At 63.8% G+C, this 15,663-nt stretch carries 16 protein-coding genes; all 16 read left to right on the top strand.

What is annotated here, in order from left to right:
* Positions 1–25 precede the first annotated feature (25 nt).
* The 16 genes from paaB to paaZ all read left to right on the top strand — a co-directional run bounded on the left by paaB (position 26) and on the right by paaZ (position 15,663).
* A complete protein-coding gene (gene paaB, locus AC0Z42_RS09850) occupies positions 26–310 on the top strand; it encodes a 1,2-phenylacetyl-CoA epoxidase subunit PaaB (RefSeq protein ID WP_034746356.1) in 285 nt (94 codons plus the stop codon).
* A 14-nt stretch (positions 311–324) separates the two neighbouring features.
* Positions 325–1,077, top strand: coding sequence for a 1,2-phenylacetyl-CoA epoxidase subunit PaaC (paaC, locus tag AC0Z42_RS09845; RefSeq protein WP_485468039.1), 753 nt, complete (start codon positions 325–327; stop codon positions 1,075–1,077).
* Positions 1,077–1,601, top strand: a complete 525-nt coding sequence (gene paaD, locus AC0Z42_RS09840) for a 1,2-phenylacetyl-CoA epoxidase subunit PaaD (protein ID WP_485468038.1) — start codon at positions 1,077–1,079, stop codon at positions 1,599–1,601. Before paaC ends, paaD begins: the two co-directional genes overlap by 1 nt.
* A gap of 35 nt (positions 1,602–1,636) precedes the next feature.
* Positions 1,637–2,716, top strand: a complete 1,080-nt coding sequence (paaE, locus tag AC0Z42_RS09835) for a 1,2-phenylacetyl-CoA epoxidase subunit PaaE (RefSeq protein WP_485468037.1) — start codon at positions 1,637–1,639, stop codon at positions 2,714–2,716.
* A gap of 32 nt (positions 2,717–2,748) precedes the next feature.
* On the top strand, positions 2,749–3,540 hold the full coding sequence (paaG, locus tag AC0Z42_RS09830) for a 2-(1,2-epoxy-1,2-dihydrophenyl)acetyl-CoA isomerase PaaG (protein WP_485468036.1): 792 nt from the start codon (positions 2,749–2,751) through the stop codon (positions 3,538–3,540).
* Position 3,541: 1 nt separating this feature from the next.
* Complete coding sequence (gene paaH / locus AC0Z42_RS09825) at positions 3,542–5,110, top strand: 3-hydroxyacyl-CoA dehydrogenase PaaH (protein WP_485468035.1); 1,569 nt, start codon at positions 3,542–3,544, stop codon at positions 5,108–5,110.
* Positions 5,100–5,552 carry a hydroxyphenylacetyl-CoA thioesterase PaaI gene (gene paaI, locus AC0Z42_RS09820; protein WP_065309655.1) on the top strand — a complete coding sequence of 151 codons (453 nt, stop codon included), beginning with the start codon at positions 5,100–5,102 and terminating at the stop codon, positions 5,550–5,552. The genes paaH and paaI overlap by 11 nt, the downstream gene beginning before the upstream one ends.
* A 43-nt stretch (positions 5,553–5,595) precedes the next feature.
* Positions 5,596–6,924: a phenylacetate--CoA ligase PaaK gene (gene paaK / locus AC0Z42_RS09815; protein WP_065309656.1), complete on the top strand. Its 1,329-nt coding sequence runs from the start codon at positions 5,596–5,598 to the stop codon at positions 6,922–6,924.
* 34 nt (positions 6,925–6,958) lie between these two features.
* A complete protein-coding gene (gene pcaF, locus AC0Z42_RS09810; protein WP_065309657.1) occupies positions 6,959–8,164 on the top strand; it encodes a 3-oxoadipyl-CoA thiolase in 1,206 nt (401 codons plus the stop codon).
* A 91-nt stretch (positions 8,165–8,255) separates the two neighbouring features.
* A complete protein-coding gene (locus AC0Z42_RS09805; protein WP_485468034.1) occupies positions 8,256–9,407 on the top strand; it encodes an ABC transporter substrate-binding protein in 1,152 nt (383 codons plus the stop codon).
* 84 nt (positions 9,408–9,491) lie between these two features.
* Complete coding sequence (locus AC0Z42_RS09800) at positions 9,492–10,370, top strand: branched-chain amino acid ABC transporter permease (protein WP_485468033.1); 879 nt, start codon at positions 9,492–9,494, stop codon at positions 10,368–10,370.
* Entirely contained in the window at positions 10,367–11,359 is a 993-nt protein-coding gene (locus AC0Z42_RS09795) for a branched-chain amino acid ABC transporter permease (protein WP_065309660.1), read from the top strand. The genes AC0Z42_RS09800 and AC0Z42_RS09795 overlap by 4 nt, the downstream gene beginning before the upstream one ends.
* 1 nt (position 11,360) lies before the next feature.
* A complete protein-coding gene (locus AC0Z42_RS09790; protein WP_065309661.1) occupies positions 11,361–12,116 on the top strand; it encodes an ABC transporter ATP-binding protein in 756 nt (251 codons plus the stop codon).
* Positions 12,116–12,847, top strand: coding sequence for an ABC transporter ATP-binding protein (locus tag AC0Z42_RS09785; RefSeq protein WP_065309662.1), 732 nt, complete (start codon positions 12,116–12,118; stop codon positions 12,845–12,847). The genes AC0Z42_RS09790 and AC0Z42_RS09785 overlap by 1 nt, the downstream gene beginning before the upstream one ends.
* Positions 12,848–12,976: 129 nt before the next feature.
* Positions 12,977–13,591, top strand: a complete 615-nt coding sequence (gene paaY, locus AC0Z42_RS09780) for a phenylacetic acid degradation protein PaaY (RefSeq protein WP_485468032.1) — start codon at positions 12,977–12,979, stop codon at positions 13,589–13,591.
* 20 nt (positions 13,592–13,611) lie between these two features.
* Positions 13,612–15,663 carry a phenylacetic acid degradation bifunctional protein PaaZ gene (gene paaZ / locus AC0Z42_RS09775; protein WP_485468031.1) on the top strand — a complete coding sequence of 684 codons (2,052 nt, stop codon included), beginning with the start codon at positions 13,612–13,614 and terminating at the stop codon, positions 15,661–15,663.

Here is a 15,663-nt window from a genome sequence, read left to right as displayed (position 1 = left end):
AACACATATAAAAGGGGATAGCAACATGAGCAAAGAATGGCCTTTGTGGGAAGTTTTCATCCGCAGCCAGCACGGCCTGGCGCACAAGCACGTGGGCAGCCTGCACGCTTCCGACGCCACCATGGCGGTCAACCATGCGCGCGACGTCTATACGCGCCGCAATGAGGGCGTCAGCATCTGGGTAGTGCGCGCGGCCGATATCGTCGCCAGCAGCCCCGGCGACAAGGGCGCCCTGTTCGAACCGTCGAACAGCAAGGTCTACCGTCACCCCACCTTCTTCCCGATGCCGGAAGAAGTCAAGAACCTGTGATCGGGATAGCTGTCATGGATGACAAAATTACCTATCTTTTGCGCCTGGGCGACAACGCCCTGATCCTCAGCCAGCAGCTGTCGCAGCTGTGCGGCAAGGGCCCGGCGCTGGAAGAAGACATGGCGCTGACCAACGTCGCGCTGGATCTTTTGGGCCAGACGCGCCTGTGGTTCAGCTATGCGGCCGAACTGGAAAACGCCGGCCGTGACGAGGACGATATCGCCTTCATGCGCGACGCCCACGACTTCCGCAACTGCCTGCTGGTCGAACAGCCGAATGGCAATTACGCCGACACCATGATGCGCCAGTTCTTCTTCGACACCTGGCATTACTTCCAGCTGCTGGAACTGACCAAGGCCAGCGATGCGCGCATCGTCGAAGTGGCGCAAAAGTCGATCAAGGAAGTGACGTACCACCTGCGCCGCAGCGGTGACCTGATCGTGCGCCTGGGCGACGGCACGGCGGAAAGCCACAAGAAAACGCAAGCCGCGGCCGACGCGCTGTGGATGTACACGGGCGAGATGTTCCAGTACGACGCGGTCGACAGCGCCATGGCGGCGGCCGGCATCGCGCCGCCGTCCGGGCTGCTGCGCGCTTCGTTTCTGGAACACGTGGCCGAGATCTTCGCCGAAGCCACATTGACCATGCCGGCGCCCGACGCCTGGATGCAAAAGGGCGGCAAGCAGGGCACGCACTCGGAACACCTGGGCTTTATCCTGGCCGAGATGCAGTTCCTGCAGCGCGCCTATCCCGGTTCGGAGTGGTAATGAACGCGCAGGCGACCACTCTCGATGCGGCGCAGGTCTGGTCCTGGCTCGGCGAGGTGCCGGATCCGGAAATTCCCGTCATTTCGGTGGTGGACCTGGGCATCGTGCGCGCCGTCGACGTGACTGGCGACGCCTGCACGGTGACGATTACCCCCACCTACTCGGGCTGCCCGGCGATGCAGGTGATTGCCGACGCAGTGACCGACGCCTTGCGCGAGCATGGCGTGGAGCACGTCACCCTGGTGAACCAGCTGTCGCCGGCCTGGACCACCGACTGGATGAGCGACGAGGGCAAGGCCAAGCTGAAAGGCTATGGCATCGCCCCGCCGCAGCAGCAGGTGATCGATATCAGTGGCCTGAAGGGCGGCGTCAAGCGCGTGGCGATGCCGAAGCTCGACGTGATCTGTCCGAACTGCGGTTCCAGTCATACGCAGCTGACCAGCCAGTTCGGCTCCACGCCGTGCAAGGCGCTGTACAAATGCATCGATTGCCGCGAACCGTTTGATTACTTCAAGTGCCATTGAAAAGGCGCGAAGTGTGTAGAAACTGGAGATGAAGCATGAGTAAATTTTATCCGCTGTCGGTGTCCGAGGTGCGCAATGAAACGCGCGACACCATCGCCGTCACCTTTGACGTGCCGGAACAATTGCAGCAGCAGTTCCGTTTCCAGCAGGGCCAGCACCTGACCTTGCGCGCCAATATCAATGCGGAAGACGTGCGCCGCTCGTATTCGATCTGCTCGGCGGTGCAGGACGGCACCCTGCGCGTGGCCATCAAGCGTACCCCTGGCGGCGCGTTTTCCACCTGGGCCAACGATACCTTGAAGGCCGGTGCCACCATCGAGGTGATGCCGCCGATGGGCCACTTCAACGTGCCACTCGACTGCGTCAACCGCAAGCACTACCTGGCGTTTGCGTCGGGCAGCGGCATCACGCCCATCCTGTCGATCATCAAGACCACCCTGCTGACGGAGCCATTAAGCCGCTTCACGCTGTTCTACGGTAACCGCGCCTCGTCGTCGGTGATCTTCAAGGAAGAACTGACGGACCTGAAAGACGTGTACCTGGAGCGCCTGAACCTGGTCTACGTAATGAGCCGCGAGCAGCAGGACATCGAGCTGTTCAACGGCCGCATCACGCAGGAAAAATGCGAGCAGTTCCTGCAGCACTGGATCCGTGTGGAAGACTACGACAACGCCTTTATCTGCGGCCCGGAAGACATGATGCTGGGCGTCTCGGCCGCGCTGCAGGCGGCCGGCATGCCAAAGCAAAATATCAAGATCGAACTGTTCGCCGCCAGCATCCCGAAAAACGCGCACAAGCCGCGCGCCCAGCTCGACGCCGGCGCCGTCAAGGAAACCGAAGTGACGGTCATTTTGGACGGCAATCACACCACCTTCACGATGGACAAGGACAAGGAATCGATCCTCGACGCCGGCCTGCGCCAAGGCATCGACATGCGCTATTCCTGCAAGGGCGGCGTGTGCTCCACCTGCCGCTGCAAGGTCCTTGATGGCAAGGTCGAGATGGACGTCAACTACGCGCTGGAAGACTACGAAGTGGCGCGCGGTTTTGTGCTGAGCTGCCAGAGTTTTCCTGTCACCGACAAGGTGATTGTCGATTTCGACCAGGCAGAGTAAAAGCAGGCCAATAACTAAAATAGCGAGACGCCATGACCTACCAAAACATCCTCTTCACCATCGAGCAGGGCATCGCCACGCTGACCCTGAACCGCCCCGACAAGCTCAACAGCTTCACCCAGGCCATGCACGAGGAAGTGCGCGACGCGATTAGCCGTGTCAATGCCGACAACAGCGTGCGCGTATTCGTGCTGACCGGCGCCGGCCGTGGTTTCTGCGCCGGCCAGGACTTGTCCGATCGCGCCGTCGAACCGGGTTCGAAAGGCGTGGACCTGGGCGAATCGGTGGAAAAAAACTATGCGCCGCTGGTGCTGGCCCTGAAGGCATTGCCGATGCCGGTACTCTGCGCCGTCAACGGCGTGGCGGCCGGCGCCGGCGCCAACCTGGCGCTGGCCTGCGATATCGTTATCGCCGGCAAATCGGCCAGCTTTGTCGAAGTGTTCTGCAAGCTGGGCCTGATACCCGACACGGGCGGCACCTTCTTTTTGCCGCGCCTGGTCGGTTCCGCGCGCGCCATGGGCATGGCCATGCTGGGCGAAAAACTGACGGCCGAAAAAGCCGAAGACTGGGGCCTGATCTGGAAGTGCGTGGACGACGCCGAGCTGGCCGCGGAAACGCGCAAGCTGGCCGTGCATTTCTCCACGGCGCCAACCAAGGGCCTGGCGTTGACCAAGCAGGCGCTGGCCGCGAGCGGCGCCAATACCCTGCCGCAGCAGCTGGCGCTGGAAGCGCGCATGATGAGCGAACTGGGCAACAGCGACGATTACCGCGAGGGCGTGTCGGCCTTTATGGAAAAACGCGCAGCACAATTCAAAGGACACTAAGATGGCAGCTCTGGAGAACAACAGCATCGTCGCCGTGATCGGCAGCGGCGCCATGGGCGCCGGCATCGCGCAGGTGGCGGCGGCAGCCGGCTACCGTGTCAAACTGTACGACACGCGCGCTGAAGCCGTCAGCAAGGCCATACAGGACATCGGCAAGATGTATGTCAAGCTGGCCGAAAAGGGCCGCATGACGGCGCAAGAAGCGCAGGAAGCCAGCGCGCGCCTGCAGGCCGCCAGCAGTCTGCAAGACGTGTCCGACGCGTCGCTGGTGGTCGAAGCCATCGTTGAAAACCTCGACGTCAAGCGCGGCCTGTTCGCCGACCTGGAAGCGCTGGTGGGTGACGACTGCATCCTGGCCACCAATACCTCGTCGATTTCCGTCACGGCGATCGCGGCCAAATTGCGCCGCCCGGAACGCCTGGTCGGCATGCACTTCTTTAACCCGGTGCCGCTGATGGCGCTGGTCGAAGTGATCAGTGGACTGGCCACCAGCGACGAGGTCGCCGCTACTGTCTACGACACTTCCATCGCCTGGGGCAAGCAACCCGTGCATGCGAAATCGACGCCCGGCTTTATCGTCAACCGCGTGGCGCGTCCGTTCTACGCCGAAGGCTGGCGCCTGCTCAGCGAGCAGGCCGGCGACGCCGCCACCATCGACGCGGTACTGCGCGAGGCGGGCGGCTTTCGCATGGGCCCGTTCGAGCTGATGGACCTGATCGGCCACGATGTCAATTTCTCGGTCACGCAATCGGTGTTCGGCGCCTACTTCAACGACCCGCGCTTTACGCCCTCGGTGCTGCAGCAGGAAATGGTCAATGCGGGCTTTTTGGGTCGCAAGTCGGGCCGTGGTTTTTACCGGTATGGCGAAGGCGCCAGCGTGCCTGCGGCGCAGCAGGAAAGCGCCCAGCCGCGCCCCGAAGTGGTGGCCCTGTCCAGCGCTGTCGGTGGCGATGGCCGTGGCCACACGGGCGTCATCCATGCGCTGGTGCGGCGCCTGGAAGCGTCCGGCATCGGTGTCACCAGCCGCGTCACGCTCGAAGGCCAGGCCAGCGACACGGCGCCGGCCCTGCATTGCAACGGCGCCGCCATTTACCTGACGGATGGCCGCAGCGCCACCCAGCGCGCACAGGACAACAGCCACGCCGACACGGTGCTGTTCGACCTGGCGCTCGACTATGCGACAGCCAAACGCGTGGCGCTGGCGCGCGCCGACCAGTGCGGCGACGAAGCCTGGGCTGCCGCCGTCGGCCTGTTCCAGGCGGCCGGCTTTGCCGTCACGCGCCTGGACGACGTGCCCGGCCTGGCCGTGATGCGCACGGTGGCCATGCTGGCCAACGAAGCGGCCGACGCCGTCAACCAGGGCGTGTGTACGGCTGCCGCCGTCGATATCGCCATGCAGAAGGGCGTCAATTATCCGCGCGGACCGCTGGCCTGGGCCGATGCGGTCGGCGTCCAACATGTCGTGACCGTGCTGCACCACCTGGCGCAAGGCTATGGCGAAGACCGCTACCGCGTCTCGCCGCTGCTGCGCCGCAAACTCGCCAATGGAGCATCGTTTCATGCCGAATGAAGACCATCAAATGAGCGCCCAGGCGCTGGCAGAAGCGGCCGCCGCCTCCATGCTGTCGCGCGACAGCGCCACGCAGGCCCTGGGCATCGCCCTGGATGAAGTGGGCCCTGGCCATGCGCGCATGACCATGACAGTGCGCGCCGACATGCTCAACGGTCACCAGAGCTGCCACGGCGGTTTTATCTTCGCCCTGGCCGACAGCGCGTTTGCGTTTGCCTGCAACAGCTACAACCTCAACACCGTGGGGGCAGGCTGCACCATCGACTACCTGGCGCCGGGCCGCGAAGGCGACGTGCTGGTGGCCGACGCCGTCGAGCAGGCGCTGGCGGGCAAGAGCGGCGTCTACGACGTCAGGGTCAGCAACCAGGACGGCCGCGCGATCGCGCTATTTCGCGGCAAGTCGATCCGCGTGGCCGGTGAAGTGATCCAAGAGCAGGCTTGAACTGCCCCACACCGAACAGTTATAGAATCAACAGGAGACAATCATGGTCCAACGTACGCCTTCCCCGAATGACCTCGAGCCCATCGAGCGCGCCAGCAAGGACGAGTTGCAAGCCTTGCAGCTCGAACGCATGCAATGGACGCTCAGGCACGCCTATGACAACGTGCCCCATTACCGCGCCGCCTTTGACGCGGCGGGCGTGCATCCGGACGACCTGAAATCCTTGTCCGATCTTTCCAAATTTCCGTTCACCGATAAAAAGGTCTTGCGCGACAATTATCCGTTCGGCCTGTTTGCCGTGCCGCGCGAGCAGGTGGTGCGCATCCACGCCTCGAGCGGCACCACCGGCAAGGCCACGGTGGTCGGCTACACGCAGAACGATATCGATACCTGGGCCAATGTGGTGGCCCGTTCGATCCGCGCCGGCGGTGGCCGCGCGGGCGACATGGTGCATATCTCCTACGGCTACGGCCTGTTTACGGGCGGCCTGGGCGCGCATTACGGCGCCGAGCGCCTGGGCTGCACGGTAATCCCGATGTCGGGCGGCCAGACCGAAAAACAGGTGCAGCTGATCCAGGATTTCAAGCCGTCCATCATCATGGTCACACCGTCGTACATGCTCAATATCATCGAGGAATTCACGCGCCAGGGACTGGACCCGGCCGATTCGTCGCTGAAGGTCGGCATCTTCGGCGCCGAGCCGTGGACCGACGCCATGCGCTCGGAAATCGAAGCGCGCGCCGGCATCGACGCGGTCGATATCTACGGCCTGTCCGAAGTGATGGGCCCTGGCGTGGCGTCCGAATGCATCGAGAGCAAGGACGGTCCGGTGATCTGGGAAGACCATTTTTACCCCGAGATCATCGACCCGGAAACGGGCGAAGTGCTGCCCGACGGCGAGGAGGGCGAGCTGGTATTCACCTCGCTGTCGAAGGAGGCGCTGCCCATCATCCGCTACCGCACGCGCGACCTGACCCGCTTGCTGCCGCCGACTTCGCGCTCGATGCGCCGCATCGGCAAGATCACGGGCCGCTCGGACGACATGCTGATCATCCGTGGTGTGAATGTGTTCCCGACGCAGATCGAAGAGCTGATTTTGAAGATGCCGAAGCTGGCGCCGCAATATCAATTGGTGGTGACGCGCGACGGCCACCTGGACAAACTGGAAGTGATCGCCGAACTGCGCATCGACATGAGCGCGACCATCTCGGCCAGCGAAACCGACGGCCTGGCGCGCGAGCTGGAACAGCGCATCAAGACCCATGTGGGCGTGAGCACCCGCGTGCGCCTGGTGGCCGCTTCGGGCATCGAACGCACACTGACCGGCAAGGCCAGGCGCGTGGTCGACCAGCGCCCGAAGATTTTCTCCTGATAGTTTGAACAAGAAAACGAACAAGGAACCGAACATGAACGACGCTTTTATCTGTGACGCTGTGCGTACCCCGTTTGGCCGCTATGGCGGCGCTTTGGCGACCGTGCGCGCCGATGACCTGGGCGCGCTGCCGATCGCCGCGCTGATCGCGCGCAATCCTTCCGTCGACTGGGCCGCCATTGACGACGTCTTTTATGGCTGCGCCAACCAGGCCGGCGAAGACAACCGCAACGTGGGCCGCATGGCCGCGCTGCTGGCCGGCCTGCCGGTCGACGTGCCGGCCAATACCATCAACCGCCTGTGCGGCTCCAGCCTGGACGCCGTGGGCCTGGCGGCGCGCTCGATCAAGGCCGGTGAAGCGCACTTGATCATCGCCGGCGGTGTGGAAAGCATGACGCGCGCGCCTTTCGTGATGGGCAAGGCCGACAGCGCTTTCTCGCGGGCGGCAAAAATCGAAGACACCACCCTGGGCTGGCGCTTCGTCAACGGCAAGATGAAGGCGCAGTACGGCATCGACACCATGCCGGAAACGGCGGAAAACGTGGCCGTGGAATTCGGCATCAGCCGCGCCGATCAGGACGCGCTGGCGCTGCGCAGCCAGCAGCGCTGGGCGGCGGCCCACGCGGCCGGCGTGTTCGAACGCGAAATCGTGCCGGTGGCCGTGCCGCAGAAAAAAGGCGAGCCGAAAATGGTCACCACCGACGAACATCCGCGCCCCGATACTTCGCTGGAGATGCTGGCCAAGCTCAAGGGCGTCGTCAAGCTTGACGGCACCGTCACGGCCGGCAATGCCTCGGGCCTCAATGACGGCGCCTGCGCAATTCTGCTCGCCTCCGGCGCGGCCGTTGACAAATACAAGTTGACGCCGCGCGCAAAAGTGCTGGGCATGGCCACGGCCGGCCTGGCGCCGCGCATCATGGGCTTCGGCCCGTCGCCGGCCACGCGCAAGGTGCTGGCGCAGACCGGTCTCACCATCGAACAGATGGACGTGATCGAACTGAACGAAGCATTTGCCGCGCAGGCGCTGGCGGTGACGCGCGACCTGGGCCTGGCCGACGACGCGGCCCACGTGAATCCGAATGGCGGCGCGATCGCCATCGGCCATCCGCTGGGCGCTTCCGGTGCGCGCCTGGTGATGGCCGCCCTGAACCAGCTCGAACGCACCGGTGGGCGCTATGCGCTGTGCACCATGTGCATCGGCGTGGGGCAGGGGATTGCCGTCGTGATTGAACGCATCTGAACGAGTATAAAAGAGCAAGACAAAAAGGCGCAGGCTAGTCAAAAAGCGCCAACCATACATTGACCGTAGTGCCAACCTGGTGGAGACCACAATGATTGCCAACCTCTTCAAGAAAACCCTGATCGCCGGCGTGCTGGCCATGTCCGCCGCAGGCGCTTATGCGGCCGACAATATCAAGATCGGTTCCGTGCTGTCCGTCACGGGCCCGGCCGCCTTTTTGGGCGACCCTGAACTGAAAACCCTGCAGCTGTATATCGAAAAAATCAACGCGGCCGGCGGCGTATTGGGCCGCAAGCTCGAACTGGTGCACTACGACGACGGCAGCGACGCGGCCAAGGCCAACGGCTTTACCAAGCGCCTGATCGAGTCCGACAAGGTCGACGTGCTGATCGGCGGCACCACCACCGGCGCGACCATGGCGATGGCGCCGCTGGTCGAGCGCGCCAGCCTGCCATTCATTTCGCTGGCCGGCGCCGTGGTGGTCATCGATCCGGTGAAGAAATGGGTTTTCAAGACGCCGCATACCGACCGCATGGCGGCCGAAAAGGTATTCGAGGACATGAAGAAGCGCGGCATCAGCAAGGTCGGCCTGCTGTCGGAGACCAGCGGTTTTGGCGCGTCGGGGCGCAAGGAGTCGCAGATCGTCGCCGCCAAGTACGGCATCACGCTGGTCTCCGATGAAACCTACGGCCCGAAAGACACCGATATCACGGCCCAGCTGACCCGCATCAAGAACACGGCCGGCGTGCAGGCGGTGTTCGTGTTCGGCCTGGGCCAGGGTCCTGCCGTGGTCACCAAGAACTATGGCCAGCTGGGCATGACGGCGCTGCCGCTGTACCAGTCGCACGGCGTGGCCTCGGATGAATACCTGAAGTTGTCGGGCAAGGCCGCCGAAGGCGTGCGCCTGCCCACGCCGGCGCTGCTGATCGGCGCCATGCTGCCGGACGCCGATCCGCAAAAGGCCATCGTCGTCGGCTACGACAAGACCTACAAGGACCGCTACAAGATCGATCCGTCGACCTTTGGCGGCTATGCGCTGGACGCCTTGAACCTGTCGGTCGACGCCATCAAGCGCGCCGGCGGCACCGACCGCGAAAAAGTGCGCGCCGCGCTGGAGTCGACCAAGGGTTTTGTGGGCACCACCGGCGTGTTCAATATGTCAGCCAAGGACCATATGGGCCTGGACCTGTCGGCTTTCCGCATGGTCGAAGTGAAGAACGGCGAATGGCAATTGTCGAAGTAATGTTCGCAATACGGTAAGCCAGAAGCATCCGCGCGGGCCGCCCTGGAGGGCGGCCCGCGCGCAGCCGAACATATTGGAGACATCATGGAAGTCGCACAATTTCTACAATTTCTGTATTCCGGGATGACGGTCGGTTCCGCCTATGCGCTGGCGGCGCTGGGCTTTACCATCATCTACAACACCAGCGGCGTGATCAACTTTGCGCAAGGTGAATTCATCATGCTGGGCGGGATGCTGGCCGCCGTGATGTCGGCCGCCGGCGTGCCGCTGCCGCTGGCCATTTTCCTGGCCGTGATCGCCACCGGCCTGGTGGGCCTGCTGATGGAAAAAACCGTGATCGAGCCGGCGCAGAACGCGCAGGTCATCACTTTGCTGATCATTACCATCGGCGCTTCCCTGGTGCTGCGCGGCCTGGTGCAGATCTGGCTGGGCAAGGACACGCATTCGCTGCCGGCCTTTTCCGGCGATACGTCGATTCAATTCCTCGGCGCCAGCCTGTTGCCGCAAAGCCTGTGGGTGCTGGGCGTCACCATTATCATCGTGCTGGTGCTGGGCTGGTTCTTCGGGCGCACCCTGATGGGCAAGGCCATGCTGGCCACCTCGCACAACAAGCTGGCCGCGCAACTGGTCGGCATCAACACGCGCCGTGTACTGCTGTTCTCGTTCGGCCTGTCGGCGCTTTTGGGCGCGGCTGGCGGCATCCTGGTCGCCCCCATCACGTACACGTCCTACGACGCCGGCATCATGCTGGGCCTGAAGGGCTTTGTGGCGGCCGTATTGGGTGGCTTGGGTGGCGGCGCGGGCGCGATCGCCGGTGGCCTGATCCTCGGCGTCGCCGAAGCGATGACGGCTGGCTACATCTCGTCGGCCTACAAGGACGCGGTACCGTTCGTGCTGATCCTGCTGATCCTGTTCTTCCTGCCGCAAGGCCTGTTCGGCGCTAAAAATTCGGAGCGTGTATGACGACCTTCTTCTCCCGCTCGCGCCATGCCGGCCTGCTGGTGCTGGCGCTGATCCTGGCCATTTTGCCGCTCTTTCTCACCAACGCGTTCTACTATGACGTGGCGATCCGCATTGCGCTGAACGCCATCGTCGTCATCGGCCTCAATCTCTTGATGGGCTATACGGGCCAGATCAGTCTCGGCCACGCGGGCTTCTATGGCCTGGGCGCGTATGCCTCGGCCGTGCTGACCACCCACTACGGCTGGCCGCCGCTGGCCGCCTTGGGCGCCGGCGCGGTCGCCACCGGCCTGCTGGCGCTGCTGCTGGCGCGTCCGGTATTGAAACTCAAGGGCCATACCCTGGCCATGGCCACTCTGGGCCTGGGCATCATCATTTCCATCGTCATCAACAACGAAACGCAATGGACCGGCGGCCCGGACGGCATCGGCGTGTCCGCCTTCAGTGTCGCCGGCCTGGAGATCGCCGGCGAAAAATCATGGTACCTGGTGTGCGCCGTCTTGCTGCTGCTGGTGACCTGGCTGGCGCTGAACCTGATCGATTCGCCCGTCGGCCGCGCGCTGCAGGCCATTCACGGTTCGGAAGTGGCGGCGCGCGTGGTTGGTGTCGACACCACCCGCTTCAAGGTGCGCGTATTCGTGCTGTCGGCCGTGATCGCCAGTATCGCCGGCAGCATCAGCGCCCACTACATCGGCTTCATCACCCCCAACCTGGCCGGCTTCTTCCACTCGATCGAGCTGGTGACGATGGTGGTGGTGGGCGGCATGGCGTCGATCTTCGGCTCCATTATCGGCGCGGCGCTGCTGACGATATTGCCGCAGCTGCTGTCCAGTTTTGAAGGCTGGGAAACGGTGGTGTTTGGCGTGATTTTGATGGCCACCATGATTTTCATGCCCAAGGGCCTGGTCCCGAGCCTGGCCAGCCGTTCGCGCAAGCGGGCTGGCACGCCAACCGCGCCCAAGGCGCCGGCCAAACCTGTGCAGGAGGTGTGAGATGCTGACGATTAACAACCTGAGCAAGAGTTTCGGCGGCGTGCACGCGGTGCAGGATGTCAGCTTTACCGTCAAGGAAGGCCATATCCATTCCGTGATCGGCCCGAACGGCGCCGGCAAGACCACCCTGTTCAACCTGATCACCGGGGTCTACACGCCGACCAAAGGCGAGATTTTGCTCAATGGCGAGAACGTGGCCGCCATGCCGCCCGATGCGCTGGCGCGGCGCGGCATGAGCCGTACCTTTCAAAACCTGCAGGTGTGCATGAACATGACGGCGATCGACAATGTAATGGTCGGCGCCCATCTGCGCCTGAACCAGAACCTGTTCGCCTCCATGCTGCGTCTGCCATCGGTGCGCCGCGCGGACGCCGCCTGCCGCGACGAGGCGGCGCAGCTGATGGAATTCGTTGGCGTGGGCCGCCATATCGATGACGAGGCGGGCCAGATGTCGTATGGCGCGTTAAAACGCCTGGAGATCGCGCGCGCGCTGGCGGCCAAGCCGAAGGTGCTGCTGCTCGATGAACCGGCCGCTGGCCTGAACCATACCGAAACGGGCGAGATCGAAGCCTTGATCCGCAAGGTGGCGCAATCGGGCGTGACGGTGGTGCTGGTCGAGCATGACATGAAACTGGTGATGAATCTGTCGGACCATATCCTGGTGCTCGACTATGGCAAGAAGCTGGCCGAAGGGACCGCCGCCGAAGTGCGCGCCAACCCCGACGTGGTGGCGGCGTACCTGGGAGTGGCGGCATGATGAAGATGGAAACACCTCAAACACCGCTGGTGCTCGATATCAAGGGCCTCACCAGCCACTACGGCCGCATCCAGGCGCTGCACGGCATCGACCTGCAGGTGCGCCAGGGCCAGCTGGTAGCGCTGGTGGGCGCCAATGGCGCCGGCAAGACCACCTTGCTGCGGGCGATTTCGGGCGTGCAGCCGATCAGCGCCGGCAGCATCACCTTTGCCGGCCAGGACATCAGCCGCGCCAGCGCCGACAAGCGCGTGCGCGCCGGCATCTGCCAGGTGCCGGAAGGGCGGCAGGTATTCGGTCCGATGACGGTGGAAGACAATCTGCGCCTGGGCGCCTTTACGCGCCCGCAGCAGGAAGTGGCCGGCGAGATCGAGCGCATGTATGGCCTGTTCCCGATCCTGAAGGAAAAGCGTCTTTTACTTGCTGGCACCCTGTCCGGCGGCCAGCAGCAGATGCTGGCCATGGCGCGCGCGCTGATGGGCCGCCCGCAACTGCTGCTATTGGATGAGCCGAGCATGGGCCTGGCGCCGCTCCTGATCGCCGAGATCTTCCGCATCGTCGCCGAACTGCGCGACCGCGGCATCACGATTTTCCTGGTCGAGCAGAATGCCCACGCGGCGCTGTCGATCGCCGATGTCGGCTACGTGATCGAGACGGGCGCCATCACCCTGTCCGGTCCGGGGCCGGAATTGCTGCATAACGAGCAGGTGCAGAGCGCCTACCTGGGCATGTAAGGACGTAGGTCGGATTAGCGCGTAGCGCGTAATCCGACAACATTGTTGGCGCTACAGGTGCTTGTCGGATTACGCCGTTCCGGCTAATCCGATCTACGCACATGGCACGATAGTTAAAAGGAAAATACCATGGTCAAAGTCTACGAAATCAACGGCGTCACCCCCGTCGTCCACCCGTCCGCCTATGTGCACCCGAGCGCGGTGCTGATCGGCGACGTGATCGTCGGCCCGCGCTGCTATATCGGGCCGCTGGCCTCGATCCGCGGCGACTTCGGGCGCCTGATCCTGGAAGAGGGCGCCAATCTGCAGGACACCTGCGTGATGCACGGCTTTCCCGGCTGCGACACGGTGGTCGAAGTCGACGGCCATGTGGGCCACGGCGCCGTGCTGCACGGCTGCCGCATCGGCCGCAATGCGCTGGTCGGCATGAATGCGGTGGTGATGGACAACGCCGTCATCGGCGAAGAGTCCATCGTCGCCGCCATGAGTTTCGTGAAAGCCGGCATGATCGTCGCGCCGCGCAGCATGGTGGTGGGCACCCCGGCCAAGATCATTCGCAGCCTGACTGACGACGAGATCAAATGGAAAACCTCGGGCACCGGCCAGTACCACGAACTGGCCGTGCGCTCCATGCACACCATGCGCGAAGTCGAGGCGCTGACGCAAGTCGAACCGGATCGCCAGCGACTCAATTTTGAATCGGCGCTGCCGCTGCATCTGCACAAGAACGCGGCTGCGCAATAACCAATACAGGAATACGAACCATGGCTCATGTTTCAACTTTACAAAGTCTGATCGCCGGCCGCTGGCTGGGAGAATCGGCCGCCGTGCCGCTGCACAGCGCCCTGAACAACAACGTGATCTATCACACCCACGCCGAGAAGATCGATTTCGAGGAAGCCGTTACCTATGCCCGCAAGACGGGCGTGCCGGGCCTGATGGCGCTGGACTTCCAGCAGCGCGCCGCGCGCCTGAAAGCGCTGGCGCTGTACCTGGTCGGCCGCAAGGAAGAGCTGTATGTGATCTCGCATCTGTCGGGCGCCACGCGCGCCGACAGCTGGGTCGATATCGAAGGCGGCACCGGCACCCTGTTTGCCTACGCCAGCATGGGCAGCAACGAACTGCCGTCGTCGAACGTGCTGCACGAAGGCCCGGCCATCGCGCTCGGCAAGAAGGGCGGTTTCGCCGGCACCCACATCCTGGTGCCGCGCGGCGGCCTGGCCGTGCATATCAATGCCTTCAACTTCCCGATCTGGGGCCTGCTGGAAAAGTTCGCACCGAGCTTTTTGGCCGCCATGCCCTGCATCGCCAAGCCGGCCACCGCCACCAGCTATCTGACGCAGGCCGTGGTGCGCATGATGCATGAATCGGGCTTGCTGCCCGAAGGCAGCCTGCAGCTGGTGATCGGTTCCACCGGCGACCTGCTCGACCGCCTGAACGGCCAGGATGTCGTCACGTTTACCGGCTCGGCCGCCACCGCCGCCAAGCTGCGCACCAATCCGAACCTGATCGCCCAGTCGGTGCCATTCAACGGCGAAGCCGATTCGCTCAACTGCGCCATCCTGGCGCCGGACGTCACGCCGGACGACGTGGAGTTCGACCTGTTCGTCAAGGAAGTGGTACGCGAAATGACGGGCAAGTCGGGCCAGAAGTGCACGGCGATCCGCCGCGTGATCGTGCCCGATCATTTGTTGGATGCGGTCGGCGCGCGCCTGCGCGAACGCCTGGCCAAGGTGGTGGTGGGCGACCCCTCGATCGAGGGCGTGCGCATGGGGGCACTGGCTTCGAAAGAGCAGCAGAATGACGTGGCCGAAAGGGTCGCCACGCTGTCCAAGGGTAACGAGGTGGTGTTCGGCGCGGCCGACGGTTTTAATCCTTTGGGCGAAGGCGCTCTTGATGGCAGCTTCTTCTCGCCAACATTGCTGATGTGCCGCAACGCGTTTGGCAACGACGCCGTGCATGACGTGGAAGCGTTCGGCCCGGTCAGCACCATGATGGGCTACAGCGATATCGACGAAGCGCTGGCCTTGGCCGCGCGCGGCAAGGGTAGTTTGGTGAGCACGCTGGTCACGCGCGACCCGAAACTGGCCGCGCGCGTGGTGCCGCTGGTGGCCGCCACCCATGGCCGCGTGCATATCCTGGAACGCGAAGCGTCGGTCGATTCGACCGGCCATGGCTCGCCTTTGCCGCAACTGAAACACGGCGGCCCTGGCCGCGCCGGCGGCGGCGAGGAGCTGGGCGGCGTGCGCGCCGTGCGCCACTATCTGCAGCGCGCGGCGGTACAGGGCTCGCCCACCATGCTGGCGGCCGTCACCGGTGAATACGTGCGTGGCGCTGCCGTCAACGAAAGCCCGATCCACCCTTTCCGCAAGCACTTCGAAGACCTGAAAACCGGCGACTCGCTGCTGACACACCGCCGTACCGTCAGCGAAGCCGATATCGTCGCCTTTGGCGGCATTTCGGGCGACTTCTTCTACATGCACTTCGACGAAATCGCGGCGAAAGAGTCGCAGTTCGGCAAGCGCATCGCCCACGGCTACTTCGTGCTGTCGGCCGCCGCCGGCCTGTTCGTCTCGCCCGGCGTCGGCCCGGTGCTGGCCAACTATGGCCTGGACAACCTGCGTTTCGTGGCGCCAGTGGCCATCGGCGACACCATCCGCGCCCGCCTGACGTGCAAGCGCAAGGTCGACCGCAATCGCAAGGACGTGTTCGGCGTTGGCCAGGGCGTGGTGGCGTGGGATGTACAGGTGACCAACCAGAACGATGAACTGGTGGCCAGCTACGACATTCTGACGCTGGTGTCGAAGCGCGAGTGA

This window comes from Janthinobacterium sp. 1L-D-8-B-C4, from assembly GCF_057291295.1.
This window is presented reverse-complemented; position numbering and strand designations above follow the sequence as displayed.